A 14,910-nucleotide genomic window follows, 5' to 3' on the forward strand; every position below is an offset into this window, starting at 1 on the left:
CCGCAAATGCGGAATAATTGCAAGACGACGCGGGGTGTGGTAGAATAAATAAAAACATTTTGTAAGGAACACGCCAAAAGGCCCCCTTGTGCAAAGGGGGCTCCGCGAAGCGGTGGAGGATTGTGGCCGTGCGGGTGTAGACCGAATGGCCTGGTGAACGGGACGATCCCTCAGTCACCTTCGGTGACAGCTCCCTTTACACAAGGGAGCCTTTGCGAGGCTGCAGTAAAGGAAAAAACAATGACAAAACAACGCTTATGGCAGCTGGATGCCCTGCGGGGGCTGGCGCTGTTGAATATGCTGGCCTACCACGCGATGTACGACTGGGTGTATGTGTTTGGCCATGCCGGCAGCTGGTACAATATCGGCGCGCCGGGGTGCCATGTGTGGCAGCAGTATATCTGCTGGAGCTTTATTTTGCTCTCCGGCTACAGCTTTACGCTGGCCCGCCGCCCGCTGAAAAATGGGCTGATCGCGGCCGGGTGCGCTGCGGTGCTGACCGTGGTGACGGTGGGGTTCATGCCGTCGGAGAGCATCTGGTTCGGTGTACTGCACTTAAACGCCGCCGCTGTGCTGCTGAGCTGCCTGATTAAGCCGCTGTTGGACAAAATATCCGCTGTGCCGGGGCTGATAGGCAGCGCCATGCTGTTTGCGCTGACCAATCAACTGCCCTGGGGCTGGCTGGGGTTTGAACGGTGGCACATTGCTGCGCTGCCTGCCGGGTGGTATGATGCCAACCTGTTCTGGCTGGGGCTGCCGGACCTGACGCGGTTTAGCTCGGCGGATTATTTCCCTATTCTGCCATGGGTGTTTTTGTTCTGGTGCGGGCTGTTTCTGGCGCGGCTGTGGCGGCCGCGTGCGGGGCAAGCACCGGCGGCGCTGCAGCCGCTGTGCGCGATAGGCGGCCGGACGCTGCTGGTTTACATGCTGCACCAGCCGGTAATTTACGGCATTTTGTGGTTGTGGACGTCCCTGCGTGGTTGATAGTTTGTGGAAAAGCAGAAAATTTGTTAAAAATTTAAAAACGACCCCTTTTCGGCGAAAAATAGTGTTGACAGAGACGGGAACTATATAGTATAATTGCTGTTACTGGTTAATGTTTTTGACCGGCAAACTCCTGTCTCAGGTCAAGGGAGGGAAGAAGATGTCGGAGATCCGTGTCAAAGAGGGCGAGTCCCTCGAGAGCGCACTGCGCCGTTTTAAGCGCAGCACTGCTCGCAGCGGCGTGTTGGCTGAGGTTCGCAAGCGCGAGGCTTATGAGAAGCCGTCCGTTAAGCGTAAGAAGAAGTCCGAGGCTGCCCGCAAGCGCAAGTTTAAGTAAGGTTTCTTACCAATGAACGACTGTGCAGACCCGCGCAATGCGCGGGTCTGCACTTTTTTCTTGCGCGTTGCTGACGCAACGCTTCAAAGAAGGGGTTCGTCGCTTGTGGCTGTTGGCTGACGAGAAAGTGGCTTGTAGGGGGCGATGCTTGCATCGCCCCGCAAACAGGCAACCGCCCAGACGGGCCGATGGCGGGCATCGGCCCCTGCATCACCGCCCGCAAAGTGGATTATAACGCGAAGTCCCGCAGGCGAACAATGTTCACCCCTGCATACTCTACAAGAGATACGTGCAGCTTTTTGTGCGAGACCACTTTATAAGGGGAGAAAACCGTATGATTTTAACTCCTGAAATCGTATTTCGGAAAATTGAGTGCATCCACCCGGACTATCTGAAAGCGCATGGCATTACGGCGCTGGTGCTGGATGTGGATAATACGCTGACCGGGGATAACAGCCAGGTGTTGGAACCCACCGTGCAGGCCTGGCTGGACGAGATGCGGGCGGCGGGCATCAGCCTGACCATCGTGTCCAACAACACGGCCAAGCGGGTGCGCCCTTTTGCCGAGCGTATCGGCCTGGATTGGGTGCCCCTGGCCTGCAAGCCGCTGACCATCGGCCTGATGGTGGCGCGGCATCGTCTGGGCGTGAAAAAAAGCCAGATGGCCATGGTGGGCGACCAGATCTTTGCCGACCGCATGGCCGCCGGGCTGTACGGCTGCCCCTGCCTGTACCTACTGCCCCGCACCCCCCGCGACCGCAACAAATTTGTCCGGTTCAAACGCAAGTATGAACCTTACTGGCTGGACCGATACTATAAAAAGGGAGGGACTGTGCATGAATGAGCCGCGTTTTGGCACGGCCGGCCTGGCGGACAGCTACACCGTCAAAAAGTTTGACCCCGCCGCCATCGCCGCCTACACCGCCGGTTTTGGCCTGACCGCCTTTGAATACCAGTGCGGCCGCGGCGTGCGGCTGGCCCACGACAAGGCACACGCCTTGGGCGAAGCCTGCGCCGTGCGGGGCATCGCCCTCTCGGTGCACGCGCCCTACTATATCAGCATGTCCAGCCTCGAGGAGGACAAGCGGCTGCACAGCATCGACTATCTGCTGCAAAGCTGCGCACTGGTCAAGGCGCTGGGCGGTAAGCGGGTCATCTTCCACTCCGGCTCCTGCGGCAAGCAGAGCCGCGAAGAAGCGCTGGAAAAGGCGCTGGACACGATGGCGCGTGCTGTGAAAGCCTGCGATGAGGCGGGCTACGGGGACTGCATCCTCTGCCCCGAGACGATGGGCAAGGTGAACCAGCTGGGCACGCTGGACGAGGTGCTGGCCCTGTGCGGCGTGGATGAGCGCATCACGCCCTGCATCGATTTTGGCCACCTGTACGCCCGCAGCCTGGGCACTCAGTTTGCCGAGGGCACCGCAGCCGCCGACTACGCCGCCCTGCTGGACACGCTGCAGGCCGGGCTGGGGGATGAACGGGCAAAGCAGTTCCACGCCCATTTCTCCCGCATCGCCTACACCAAGGGCGGCGAGAAGTGCCACCTGACCTTTGCCGATACCGAGTACGGCCCGCCCCATGCACCACTGCTGGCACTGCTGAAAGAGCGCGGGCTGACCCCCACCATCATCTGCGAAAGTGCGGGCACCCAGGCCGAGGATGCGGCGGAACTGGCGAAAACGTATGCCGCGTTATAAGAGACTAGGACAGTGACACATAATCCGGAGTACCGATACGACGAGCGAAACATGCCGGCTGCTAAGCAAAAAGCGCAGAGAATACTTTGTATATTCCCGAGCATTTTTGCAACGCAGATGGCGTGTTGTAGCCGCCGGAGCGGTGCTCAAGCCGTCAGGCGGGGATTGTGTGGAGCTGTCCAAAGAAAAAATACCAAATTTCGCGCAAAAAAATCGGCTCAGGGCTTGAAAAAGTCCATTGTATCCTGTAAAATAAATACAGGTATGTATTTTGTAATTTATGGAGGAATTTTTATATGATTTCTGCAGGCGAATTCCGCAACGGCGTCACCTTCGAGCAGGACGGCCAGGTCCTTCAGGTCGTTGAGTTCCAGCACGTCAAGCCCGGCAAGGGCGCCGCTTTTGTGCGCACCAAGACCAAGAACGTCATCACCGGCTCTGTCGTTGAGACCAGCTACAACCCCACCGCTAAGTTCCCTCAGGCTTTCATCGAGCGCAAAGAGGTCACCTACTCCTACGAGGATGGCGATCTGTACCACTTCATGGATGTTGAGACCTACGACGACATCCCCGTTGGCGCTGCCGATGTGCCCGACAACTTCAAGTTCTGCAAGGAGAACGATACCTGCAAGCTGCTGAGCTACAAGGGCAAGGTCTTCAGCGTTGAGATCCCCAACTTTGTTGAGCTGGAGGTCACCGCTACCGAGCCGGGTGTCAAGGGAAACACCGCCACCAACACCCTGAAGCCCGCCACCGTCGAGACCGGCGCTGAGATCCGCGTGCCCCTGTTCATCAACGAGGGCGACAAGATCCGCATCGATACCCGCACCGGCGAGTATATGGAGCGCGTGAACTGATTTTGTTCCACAAGCCGGGCCTGGCATACCGCCGCGCCCGGCATTTTTTGAACGGAGGATTTCTGTTATGGCTATGGATTTGAATGCAAAGGCTGCCTACATCCGCGGCCTGATGACCGGTATGGAGTTTGACCCCGCCAGCAAGAACGGCAAGGTCATTGCCGCCATGATGGACCTGCTGGAAGAGATGGCTGCCCAGGTGGTCGAGCATGACAACGCCCTGGACCAGGTCTACGATGAGCTGGAGACCCTGGACCAGGATGTGGACGACATCGTGAGCGACCTGTACGCCGACGATGACGAGGACGACGACGCCGAAGAGGACAGCGACGAGGCCCTGTACGAGGTCACCTGCCCCAACTGCGGCAAAGTCTCCACTGTGGACGAGGAGACCCTGCTGGATCAGACCCAGGAGCTGGTCTGCCCCTACTGCAATGCCTCTTTTGACATTGAGCTGGAAGGCACCGAGGACGAGCAGCCCGAGGATAACGACCAGTAAGTAAAAACGATGCGGCCCGGTGGAAACACCGGGCCTTTTTGGTATGCAAAGGAGGTGGGGCGGATGCTGACGGCGATAAAACTTGTGCTGCCCGCTTTGGTGGCGGCACTGTTTGTGTGGGGCGCGGCGTGGTGCGTGGTGCGCACGCTGCGGCCGCAGATGGCGGATACTGCGGCTGTTGGCGGTGAGCCACCCCGCAGCAGCAAGGCCATGGCGGCGCTGGCCGGGCTGCTGTTTGTGTGCGTACTGCAGCTGGTGTTCTGCCATGCGGCGCAGGCAAACAACCCCGGCGTGGGGCTGGCCCAGGCCATGGAGTGGCAGTTTTACGGCAACACCGACGCGCGGCATTACATCGACCTGGCGCAGTACGGCTACGGCACCGGCGGCGCGTTTGCGGAGCAGGAATTGATGATCGTGTTCTTTCCGCTGTTCCCGGCGCTGCTGCGGGTCGTGCATTTGCTGGTGGGAGGCAGCTATCCGCTGTTGGGGCTGGCCGTGCAGGGGCCGCTGTTTGCCGGGGCGGCGGTATCGCTGTACACCCTGGTCAGCCGCCGCTGGGGCGAGCGCCAGGCGGTGCTGACGCTGGCCCTGCTGATGGCCAGCCCGGCGGCTGTATTTTTTGCCGTGCCGATGACCGAAAGCCTGTTTTTGCTGGTGACTGTGCGCTACGTGCTGGCGTGGGATCGGCGGCAGTGGGGCCGCTGTGCGGTGCTGGGTGTGCTGGCTGGGTTGTGCCGCGCCCCCGGCGGACTGCTGCTGGGGCTGGCGGCGCTGGAACTGGCGGCCGCATGGCGCCTGGGAAAGCGGCCCGCGCTGGCAAGTATCCCGGCTATGCTGGCCCCGGCGGCGGGGCTGGGGCTGTACTTTGGGCTGAACCAGGCTGTGTATGGCCGCTGGAACCAGTACAGCGTGTACCAGTGGGAGCACTGGGGCCAAAAACTGGGCCTGTTTACCGATACCGTGCGCTACCATTTGGACTATATGGCCAGTTGGTGGGAGGATAACCGCAAGGCGGCGGTGGGCATCTGCCTGGCGGCGATACTCTGCATCCTGTTGGCGCTGGGGCTGCTGGCGGCTTCTGTGCGGCGGCTGCCTGCGGCCTGGCTGGGGTTTGGCCTGGCCTACCTGGCCGTGACGATGGGCGCGACCTGGCTGTTGAGCGCCCCGCGGTACGCAGTGGGGCTGTTCTGCCTGCCGGTGGCACTGGCGCTGCTGCTGCAGGACCGCCCCCGGCTGACCTGCGGGGTGCTGGCGGTGCAGGTGATGGTGAGCGTGGTGTATACCTGGCAGTATCTGCACGGCTGGCCGATCTACTGAGCTGTTGCAGGATAAGAAAAGAGCCTGTCTCGGGGAAGGAGACAGGCTCTTTTGTTGTTGGTATGGTGAAAAATTACTTTTTCTGCAGTGCGCCCTGCAGCATGATGTCACCGAAGGACAGGGCGTTGTACAGGCCTACCTTGTTGGCCTGGCGGATGATGCGCTCCGGCAGGGGCTTGGTGTCGTCTGTGGAAAGCAGGACGATGTGGACCTTATCGGCCACGTCGACGCCGTTCTCTTTGATGGTGCTGAGCACCTGCAGGTACACTACGTAGGGATCGCTCATCGAGCCGTAGTAGATATCGTTGCCGCAGCGCACCAGCGGGCGGCCTTTATAGGTCAGTTTCGGGGTATAAGCCATGGCTGAAACCTTCTTTCTTCGTGTTGTCTAATAATACATTATAGCATAGATGCGGTTGTATTACAAATCTAATTTTTCCCGCTCGACTTTTTCCTCGTTGAGGGCGACCTGCTCGGTCAGGATGCGGACTTTGCTGTCCAGCTGGCTGAGGCGGATGGACATGAAGAACTGCTTGGCCAGCAGCAAAAAGATGATGACCACATACACAAAGTTGATGGGGCTCATGAAGCCCAGCAGGTTGGCGGCCCAGTAGGCGATGCCGGGGAAGATGGCCAAAATCAGCAAAGCGGCGCTGAACAGCAGCCAGAAGATCGTATCCTCGATCTGGACTTTTGCCTGGCGCACGCGGCGCAGGATGTACCACGCTGTGACCAGGCTGCCGAAGATCAGGCAGATGCGGATAAGCGTTTGGTCGAACATTTTTACAGGCTCCTTTCGGGATACGGGGTCGCGGTGTCGCGCTTGCGGAACCACTGGATCAGCAAGATGGATATGGACATTTTGACCATATACTGCACGCTGCGCCAGAATGTCAGGTAGCTTTGGCCGGCGGTGCGCTCGCCCATTTCCACCTGCACTTCCTTGACTTTGGCACCGTTTTTGATCAGGTAGCTGATGGTGTCCGGCTCGGGACCGTAGTTCAGGTTTTGGGCAAACTCCTGCATCAGGCGGCGGTTGAACATCCGCATGCCGCTGGTGGGGTCGCAGATGGCGCGGCCGGTGGTGAGCCGGATGGACCAGCTGATGATGTAGCTGCCCAGCATGCGCAGGGTCTTGGGCTTTTTCACGGTCAGGAACCGGCTGCCGATGACGATGTCGTTGCCCTCCTCCAGCGCCTCCAGCATGGGGGCAATGAACTCCGGCTTATGCTGGCCGTCGGCGTCCAGCTGCATGGCGCAGTCGTAGTCGTTCTCGGCCGCATAGCGCAGGCCGGTCTGGAACGCGCCCGCCAGCCCCAGGTTGACCGGCAGATCGATGAGCCGGTAGCCGTGGGCGCGGCAGACGGCGGCGGTCTTGTCGCGGCTGCCATCGTTGACGACGACATAATCGTACTGGGGGTAGTGGGTGGTCAGTTCCTCGACCACGGAAACGATGCTTTCTTCCTCATTATAAGCGGGGATGACGATGAGTAATTTAGACATCTTAGCTCCTTTTGGCTGCTTGGGCCGCGGTTTTCTCCATTGTAGCAAAGACGGCCTGCCATGTAAAGTGGGCGCACAGGTTGATGTAAGCGGCGTCGGCCCGGGTGCGGGCGGCGTCGGGATCTGCCAGGACCGCCTGCAGGGCCGCGGCCAGCGCGGCAGGGGCGGTGCTTTCCAAGTAGGCAGCGTAGGTCCCATCGGGCAGCAGCTCGCCGGTGCCCGCCGTGTGGGTGGTGACGATGGGGCAGCGGCAGGCGGCGGCTTCTAATAACGTGGTGGGGAAGCCCTCGGCGTACTCCGTCGGCAGGCAATAGCAACTGGCTTGCGTTAACAGCTGGACGATCTGCGGGTGGGGCAGGGCACCCAGCGCGTAGATGGGGGCGCCGAGCTGGCGCAGGGTGTTTTCCTCGGGGCCGGTGCCGGCGATGAAAAGGGCGCAGGACGTGCCGTTTTGGTTTAGCTGCCGCACGGCTTCGGCCAGCTTGGCCGCGCCTTTTTCGGGGATGAGCCGCCCCACAAAGGCTATGATGGGGGTGGCGGGGGCGAGATCGAATTCTGCCCGGAAGTCGCGGGGGTGGTCGCTGGCTAAGGCGGCCAGTTCCGCCGGGTCCACGGCGTTGGGCAGGCGGCCAGCGGCGGTGATGCCGAAGGTGCGCAGCCAGCTGCAGACATCGCCGGAGACGCCGTAGAAGGGGAACCCGCAGGCTTTGATACTATTGCAGGCCAGGTGCTCGTACATTTTGCCTGCAAGGCCCGCCGCGCCGCCGTGCATCATATAGCCGGTGGAGTGGTCCAGCACCAGCGCGGGGATGCCCCGGCGCTTGCACTGCCGCGCGGCCCAGACGCTTTGGGTGTACATGCGGGTCTGGATGACGGCAAAGTCGATGCCCTGCGCCCACAGGTCCGCTGCGGGCGGGTGGGGCTTGAGGACCGGAAACCGGCCGTTCATCACCGGCCAGACGGGCAAGCGCCAGATCTCGATGCCGTCGGCGTCCGTTTCCCGCGCGGGCAGACCGGGCAGGCTGCTGGTGACCACCAGCGCCCGGTGCCCGGCAGCCAGGCATCGGCGCGCCAGGTTCCAGGTGTACCGCTCGACCCCGCCGGGAGTGGGCAGATATTGGGTTGTGAAAAAGCAGAAAGTCATAAGCAGGTGTCAGCGGGCGATGACCGCCAGCATAATGTTGAGGATGACGCCCCACTGTACCAGCGCCAGCGCGCCGGTCAGGCGGGCTTGGGCGGAGGCTTCGTCCGGCACGGCGGCCAGGCGGCGGGGCAGGCAGGTCAGCAGCAGGGCGGGCAGCACGGGCAGGAAATACCGCCCCTGCAGGCCGTACAGGGTCTCGTAATGGGTAGGAGTCCACAGCAGGCAGCCAGCCACGGCCAGCAGGCAGCTCAGGACGGCCGCCGCCGCGCCAAAGCCCCGCAGCCTGCCCGTAGGCAGCTTGCCGTTTTGGGCGGACAGCGCCGCATAGGCCAGCAGCAGGTAGAGCGCCACCACCCAGAACCAGGCCAGGTCCAGTGTGTAGTAGCTTAGGCTGCCGCCTACCAGCGTGCGCAGGTAATGGTCGCCGTTTTGCACGATGCTGCGCACAAACAGCAGGGCGGTGGCGGGCAGGTGGTGCAGGATGTAGCCGGGGGTGTAGGTGGCTTCGTCGGCAGCATCGGTCACACTTTGGGTGGCGCGGGTGGCGCGGGCAGCTTCCACCTCGGCGGCTACGGTCTCGCGGTCCAGCGGGATGCGGTCGTCCATGGTGCCTACGTCCAGCCCCAGCGCGGCGAACCGCTCCACGCAGGTGGGCAGGTTAAACAGCTGCTTGTAGGCCTGCATGGCACCGCCCTCGGCAAAATAGGGCAGGTAGGCGTCGGCGTTGCCGGTGGTGACATCGGTGCCCAGCAGGGCGTAGGAGGCCATGGTGTAGAAAGCCTGCGCATCGGTGTAGCTGTTGGCTTTGTCGGTGGTGAAAATGAAGCTCTGGCCCAGCACGGCGGGGGTGACATCCCCCTCAGCGAGGGCCTGCACCCAGAAGTCCACCTCGCTCTGGGCGGGGTCGCGGGTGTCCGCTACATAGTAGTATAACCGCCGCACGTAGTTTTCCATCGTATTGTCGGCGCAGATGGTTTCCTCGTAGGCGGCGTCCGGCTCAGCCGGGGCGTTTTTGGCGCTGCGGGCGTCATCGGTGGTTTCCTCGGTGGCAGCTGCCGCGTTGTCAGCGGCGGGGGAGCCGAGGGCACCGGTGAGGGGGCCGGTGTTCAACACCAGCGCCAGCGCCAGGCAGGCGGCCAGGTAGCCCAGCTTTTTCGCTTTGGCATGGTGGCCCAGCGCGGCGGCGGGGACCAGCACAAACAGCGCGGCCAGGGGCAGATAGACCATCTTGCCCGGGGCCAGCAAAATGCCGGCGACGGCCAGTGCGGCCATGCGTTTCGGCGTGGGCTGGCCGTAGACGGCATCCAGCAATAAGGCCGTAAAGCCGAAGCACAGCCCCAGCAGCACAGCGTCGCGGCTGAAGCTGGCGGCGAGGTGCAGCGTCATGGGCAGCAGGGCCGCCGCAGTAAAGATGCGCTTGCCGCAGGGCGCGGCCTTGACGGCGAAGGCCGCCAGCAACGCAAACACGATAAGGTTTGCCAGCCGCCCCAGCGCCAGCGCCGGGGTAAAGCCCAAGTGCAAAAGATACGCAAGGAACACCGCACCGCCGCTGGCCAGATACAACAGCGGGTTCTGGTCAGTCTGCAGCTCGTGGTATTCCTGATGACTGGTGTAGGGGGCGTCGGTGGTGGTGAACAGTGTGTCGGTGAACTCCTGCCAGGTGAAGACGGTGGTATTTTCGTCCTGCAAAAGCTCGTCGGCGTCGGTCTCCCGGCGGAAACTGGTGGTGGTGGGCACCTTGCCCATCTTCCAGTCATCGTGGGAGATCATATTGGCCCACTTAGTAGCTAAGGTAAAGCTTTGGTTGATGTGGTACTTTTCATCCGGTGCGGCGTAGGGCGGCAGAATGACCGAGTAGATGAGGCCAAAGCCCAGCACCAGTACAAAAACAAGGCGGTGCAGCGATACTTTGCGGCTGAGGCAGGCATACACGGCAAAGGCCGCCAGCAGCGCGGCCGCGCCGCCCGCCAGCAAAAAGAACCGCGTCAGGTAGCCGCCCATGCGCTGGTAGGTCACCTGCATGGCTAAAGTGCCGTCCACCGGCTCGCCGTTCAGGGTCATCTGCTCTTTCCAGAGGGCGACGCCGTTGCTGTGGCCGATGGCAAGGACTGCATCCGAGGTATAGTGCGCCGTGACGGACAGCCGGTAGCGGCGTCCCTCCTGGGCGGGCACGACGGGATCCAGCCCCAGGGTGGTGTACTGGTCCGGGATGATGTTTTGCATCACGCCGGTGGAGCGGGCCAGTTCCTCGCCGGTGTCGGCGTCGGACAGGACCACTTCCAGCTCACCCTGCGGCTGGGCGCCGGGCAGGTAGAACTCCAGCCCGATGGTGTAGAGCGCCTTGTCGTAGGTAAAGACCTGGGCGGCGGTGTCGCCGTCTGCCAGCAGTTCCGAGCGGTCGAAGTTATCGCAAAGGGTCTCGGTACGGCCCTTGCCCAGCTGGGGGCGCACGACGGCCAGCCAGATGAGCAGGGTAGATGCCAGCAGGACCACCAGCGTAAGGAGCGCGGCCGGGAGCGGGCGGTATTTGGTTTTGGTGTTGGGTTGGGGCATGGGGGCCTCCGGATCGTAGAGATGAGAGAGCCTCCCTTTGCACAAGGGGGCTTCTTAAAGGGTGGCCGAAATTACACGTCTACGTGAAACGCCGCTTTAACGGCATCGTGCCAGCGGCCGTCGGTGCGCAGGATGTGCTCGACCGCACCGCGAACGGCACCTTCGCCGCCGCGCTGGGGACACTGGTAGTCGGCGCGGGCCTTTACTTCGGGCGCGGCATCCGCCGGGCAGGCCACAAAGCCGCACAGCGCCATGGCAGCCAGGTCGTTCAGGTCGTCGCCGCAGTAGGCGATCTCCTCGCGGGCATAGCCGTTTTCGGCAAAAAAATTCTGCAAAAAGTCCGCCTTGTGGGGGACGTTCTGGTAAATATCGGTGATCTTCAGGTCGGCAGCGCGGCGGCGGACGGCTTCGCACTCGCGCCCGGTGCAGATCATCACGCGGATGCCTGCGGTACGGGCCAGCACCAGCCCGGCGCCGTCTTTCACGCCGAACTTTTTCAGCTCGTTGCCGGTGGAATCGTAGTAGATGCCGCCGTCGGTCAGTGTGCCGTCCACGTCCAGCACCAGTAAACGGATCATAAATTACGCCCTTTCGTATTCGCTGGGGGTGATGAAGCGCACCGGCAGCCCGGCGGCGCGGATGGCCCCGGCCAGCTGGGCGTTGTAGGCGGCGCCGCGCCCCGTGTGGGTGTGCAGGCCCGTGTCCGCGTAGGCGGCGGTGCCGGGACGGTAGCCGTCGGCGCCCGCCAGCAACACTTCAGCTGCATTGCACAGGCGCAGCAGCCGCAGCAGCATCAGCACACTGTTGCCGCCCTGGGCATCGGTGCCGGAAAGCCGGTCGTAGTTGACGACGGTGGCATCGGCAGCAGCGCGCAGGTTGCTGGTCAGAATCAGCGGGCAGGGGTAGGTGGTGCTTTCGTCAAACCGCTTGGCGTTGGTGAAAAACGCATAGTCCGGCTTTACAAAGTCCGGCACAAAGTTGGCCGAAAGGGTCACGTCGGCGTCGGCGGCCGCCACGGCGGCGCGGCCTTCCTCGGCAGCCAGGGTGGCACCCGGGGCCAGGATCAGCACCCGCTTGCCCGCAAAGGCAGTGTGCAGGGCGGCGAGGGCCGCTTCGTCGTCGATGCGGCGGTTCTTGTACTCGGTGTAGAGCTTGTCCGCGTAGGCGGCGTCGAAGGCGGTCTTTTTGCCGGGGGCGATGGCGGCCAGCAGATGGTTGATGTCCCGGTTGGTCAGGTCGCCCTTGTGGAGGTAATGCTCGGCGTAATTGCGGTGCAGGTTGAACCGGGCGGACAGGAAGTAGGCCGGGGAATAGCCCCAGGCGCTTTCGCCCTTGATGGGGGCAATGTGATCCTGGATGGCGTCCATGATCTCATCCAGATCGTAGTGGGTGTTGAGGTTTTCGTTGCAGTAATCGGCCACCAGCTCGATGGGCAGGTTGCCGGGGGTGCGGCCCATGCCGTTCAGGCTGCCGTCCACGGTCTTGTCCCGCAGCAGCGGCTTATCGAGAAACTCCTGCGCCAGGCAGAAGCTTAATGCCATATTTTCATGCAGATGGAGGCCTAAGCGGATGTCCGGGGCCAGGTTATGGTCGGCCAGGCTGACGATGCGCTCTAAATCCCGGCGGCGCATGCTGCCGAAGGTATCCACAATGGAGAACTGCCACGGGTGGATGGCGTTGACCTGGTCAAAGATCCACAGCAGGTCCTTGTCGGCGTAGCCCATAATGTTGATGGGGTTGATGGACAGCTTGTAGCCCCGGGCCTTGACCTCGCGGGCAAAGTCCATGCCGTCGCGGATGTCGTAGTCATGGGCGGTGATGCGGATGATCTCGATGCCGTGGCCGTCATAGGGGGAGAGCTTCGAGATATCGTAGTTGGAGCGCATGGCCATGCCGGAGTAGATGGTGTGGCCGCGCTGGGATTCCGGCGGCAGCAGGCGGTTCAGCTCCTCGATGGTGTTGCAGACGGTGACGTCGGGGTCGTAGCCGTCCACATTGCGCAGGAAGCCGACCTCGACGATGTCGGTGCCGGCACGGGTCAGGGATTGGATGATGCGGCGGGCGGAGCCAAGGCCCCAGTGCCAATCGTTGATATAACCGCCGTCACGCAGGGTGCAATCCAGCAGTTTTACATCAGCCATGCTGTTTCTCCTTTAAAATCGTGTTGACAAGGGCCAGATCCTTGGGGGTGTCCACGCTGACGGTCTTGTAGGGGCTTACGATGGCGTGGACCTTGTGGCCGTTCTCAATAAAGCGCATCATATCGTTCTCTTCGGCCTTTTCCAGGATGGATTTGGGGGTGGCGTGGTAGAATGCCAGCGCCTGCTTGCTGTACAGCTGGATGCCGGTGACCTTCTCGTACTCGAAGTCGAGGGTGCCTTTCGGGTAGGGGATGGGGCTGCGGGAGATGAGCAGGATCTCCCGCGCCGCATTGGTGACGACCTTCTGGTTGGAAAAGTCGATGACGTCGGCGGGATGCTCCATAATGTTGGTGAGGACGGCGACGTAGCAGGGGTCCTCGGGCAGGGTATCCGGCAGGATGAGGTCAAAGGCGGCGGGGTTGACCAGCGGCTCGTCGCCCATCAGCTGCAGGTAAAGGTCGGCATCCTCGACGGTGCTGACCTCCCAGATGCGGCCGGTAGGGGTATCGTGGTCGGGGCTGGTCATCAGATAGCGCATGCCGTAGGTCTTGCAGGCATCGGCGATGCGCTCGTCATCGGTAGCGATGAGGACGTCGTCCAGCTTGGGGCAGGCTTTGGCGGCCTGGTAGACCCACCAGATCATGGGTTTGCCCAGCACATCCGCCAGCGGCTTGCCGGGCATACGGGTGCTTGCATAACGGGCAGGGATCACAGCGATTGTTTTCATAAAGATACCTCGCTTTGTCGAAGGGTGCTGCGGAAAGCCTCCCTCTGGGAGGGAGGCGGCTGCGCGATAGCGCAGACGGAGGGAGAGGGCTTTGGATTTAGAGGAACACATAGAGGAAAAGTCTCTCCCCCGCCCGCTTCGCGGGAGCAGAGGGGGGCCTTTCTGAGGGGTGGCTTACATTAAGGCTTTCGCTTCGTCGAGGGTTAGGAGAATTTTTTCGTCGGCGGCGGTGAAGGCACGAAGCACAAAGCTTTGGACCGTGACGGCGCGGGCGAATTTGAAGGGAAGGCAGAAGTTCAGCACTTCGCTGGGCATCGTGCGCTCTAAGATCACCGCGTCGGGGAACAGGGCGTGGTAGTCGGTGGTGTCCCGCGGGTGGGTCTTGATGAACAGCGGCCCGGCGGTGTATTTGGCGGCAACTGCTTTGAACATCGCGTTCTGCTCAGCTTGTGTCATCAGGCCGTCCTCCACAAAGCTGCGGGGCAAAAGCAGGGTGGCCCCGGCGGCATTTTCGGGCAGGGGCTGGGTGAGAAAAACACGGCGCACCATCGCTTTTTCGGCGTCGGTCAGGCTTTCCAGCAGTTCGCGCTTGCTGTCGGTTACCAAGCGGCTGGCGGGGAACAGCGTGCATTTCGCGGCGTCCTCGCTTTCCACTTTTGCGCACCACGGGCTGTCGCCCCAGTAAAGGTAGCCTTTTCCGGTGCGCCGCTTCCCGGCAAAATCGGGGGCGGCGCGCTGGTCGGTGACAAGGTGCTGGTCGGGGCCGAGGGTGCTGGCGAAGGTGTCCTCGCACAGGATATACCCGGCATGGCAGTCCTGCAGGTAGCGGCCCAGCACGCTCCAATCGTTGTGGATGCGCACCTCGTTATAGGCGGCGCGGGTAAAGCGCCAGCCGCACAGCTTCTCGAACGCCCGGCGGGCGCGCCGGGCGGCGAAGGGGCCGGTGACGGTGCCCGGCCAGCGGGTCTCGTCCACGATAACGACTTTGACAGCGCCGGTGGCCTCCAGCTTTTTAGCCAGAGACTGCGGCTCCGGCACGGCGGCGGAAAGCACCATGGTGTGGGGCTGGCCGTCAGTGCGGGAGGCCCGCAGCAGGTCGACAAGCACCTGATAGGCGGTGTGGCAGATGTAAAGATTCGGCTTCATGAAAA

Annotated in this window: 16 protein-coding genes; 7 read left to right on the forward strand and 9 right to left on the reverse strand. The window is 62.1% G+C overall.

Going from position 1 to position 14,910, the window contains the following annotated elements:
- Positions 1-240: 240 nt before the first annotated feature.
- The 7 genes from OGM81_06960 to OGM81_06990 all read left to right on the forward strand — a co-directional run bounded on the left by OGM81_06960 (position 241) and on the right by OGM81_06990 (position 5,691).
- Complete coding sequence (locus OGM81_06960; GenBank protein UYJ44844.1) at positions 241-984, forward strand: DUF1624 domain-containing protein; 744 nt, start codon at positions 241-243, stop codon at positions 982-984.
- Positions 985-1,144: 160 nt separating this feature from the next.
- Entirely contained in the window at positions 1,145-1,321 is a 177-nt protein-coding gene (rpsU, locus tag OGM81_06965) for a 30S ribosomal protein S21 (protein ID UYJ44845.1), read from the forward strand.
- A 334-nt stretch (positions 1,322-1,655) separates the two neighbouring features.
- Positions 1,656-2,165: a YqeG family HAD IIIA-type phosphatase gene (locus OGM81_06970; protein UYJ44846.1), complete on the forward strand. Its 510-nt coding sequence runs from the start codon at positions 1,656-1,658 to the stop codon at positions 2,163-2,165.
- Positions 2,158-3,018, forward strand: coding sequence for a TIM barrel protein (locus OGM81_06975; GenBank protein UYJ44847.1), 861 nt, complete (start codon positions 2,158-2,160; stop codon positions 3,016-3,018). Before OGM81_06970 ends, OGM81_06975 begins: the two co-directional genes overlap by 8 nt.
- 296 nt (positions 3,019-3,314) lie before the next feature.
- Positions 3,315-3,875, forward strand: coding sequence for an elongation factor P (efp, locus tag OGM81_06980; GenBank protein UYJ44848.1), 561 nt, complete (start codon positions 3,315-3,317; stop codon positions 3,873-3,875).
- A gap of 67 nt (positions 3,876-3,942) precedes the next feature.
- Positions 3,943-4,374 (forward strand): zinc-ribbon domain-containing protein, encoded by a 432-nt coding sequence (locus OGM81_06985; GenBank protein ID UYJ44849.1) that lies wholly within the window; start codon positions 3,943-3,945, stop codon positions 4,372-4,374.
- A gap of 63 nt (positions 4,375-4,437) precedes the next feature.
- Positions 4,438-5,691: a hypothetical protein gene (locus tag OGM81_06990; GenBank protein ID UYJ44850.1), complete on the forward strand. Its 1,254-nt coding sequence runs from the start codon at positions 4,438-4,440 to the stop codon at positions 5,689-5,691.
- 73 nt (positions 5,692-5,764) lie between these two features.
- Here OGM81_06990 and OGM81_06995 read toward each other — a convergent pair whose 3' ends face one another.
- The 9 genes from OGM81_06995 to OGM81_07035 form a co-directional block, all read right to left on the reverse strand.
- Complete coding sequence (locus OGM81_06995) at positions 5,765-6,052, reverse strand: hypothetical protein (GenBank protein UYJ44851.1); 288 nt, start codon at positions 6,050-6,052, stop codon at positions 5,765-5,767.
- A 60-nt stretch (positions 6,053-6,112) separates the two neighbouring features.
- Complete coding sequence (locus OGM81_07000) at positions 6,113-6,472, reverse strand: DUF2304 domain-containing protein (protein UYJ44852.1); 360 nt, start codon at positions 6,470-6,472, stop codon at positions 6,113-6,115.
- 2 nt (positions 6,473-6,474) lie between these two features.
- Complete coding sequence (locus OGM81_07005) at positions 6,475-7,194, reverse strand: glycosyltransferase family 2 protein (protein UYJ44853.1); 720 nt, start codon at positions 7,192-7,194, stop codon at positions 6,475-6,477.
- Position 7,195: 1 nt separating this feature from the next.
- Positions 7,196-8,338 carry a glycosyltransferase family 4 protein gene (locus tag OGM81_07010; GenBank protein ID UYJ44854.1) on the reverse strand — a complete coding sequence of 381 codons (1,143 nt, stop codon included), beginning with the start codon at positions 8,336-8,338 and terminating at the stop codon, positions 7,196-7,198.
- A gap of 9 nt (positions 8,339-8,347) precedes the next feature.
- Positions 8,348-10,891, reverse strand: a complete 2,544-nt coding sequence (locus OGM81_07015) for a DUF2142 domain-containing protein (protein ID UYJ44855.1) — start codon at positions 10,889-10,891, stop codon at positions 8,348-8,350.
- A gap of 71 nt (positions 10,892-10,962) precedes the next feature.
- Positions 10,963-11,469 (reverse strand): HAD hydrolase family protein, encoded by a 507-nt coding sequence (locus OGM81_07020; protein ID UYJ44856.1) that lies wholly within the window; start codon positions 11,467-11,469, stop codon positions 10,963-10,965.
- 3 nt (positions 11,470-11,472) lie between these two features.
- Positions 11,473-13,032, reverse strand: coding sequence for an aldolase catalytic domain-containing protein (locus OGM81_07025; GenBank protein UYJ44857.1), 1,560 nt, complete (start codon positions 13,030-13,032; stop codon positions 11,473-11,475).
- Positions 13,025-13,759 carry a 3-deoxy-manno-octulosonate cytidylyltransferase gene (locus OGM81_07030; protein ID UYJ44858.1) on the reverse strand — a complete coding sequence of 245 codons (735 nt, stop codon included), beginning with the start codon at positions 13,757-13,759 and terminating at the stop codon, positions 13,025-13,027. Before OGM81_07030 ends, OGM81_07025 begins: the two co-directional genes overlap by 8 nt.
- Before the next feature lie 174 nt (positions 13,760-13,933).
- Complete coding sequence (locus OGM81_07035) at positions 13,934-14,905, reverse strand: glycosyltransferase family 52 protein (GenBank protein ID UYJ44859.1); 972 nt, start codon at positions 14,903-14,905, stop codon at positions 13,934-13,936.
- Positions 14,906-14,910 lie beyond the last annotated feature (5 nt).

The organism is Oscillospiraceae bacterium, from assembly GCA_025758045.1.
In the GTDB taxonomy this organism is placed as follows: Bacteria; Bacillota; Clostridia; order Oscillospirales; family Ruminococcaceae; genus Gemmiger.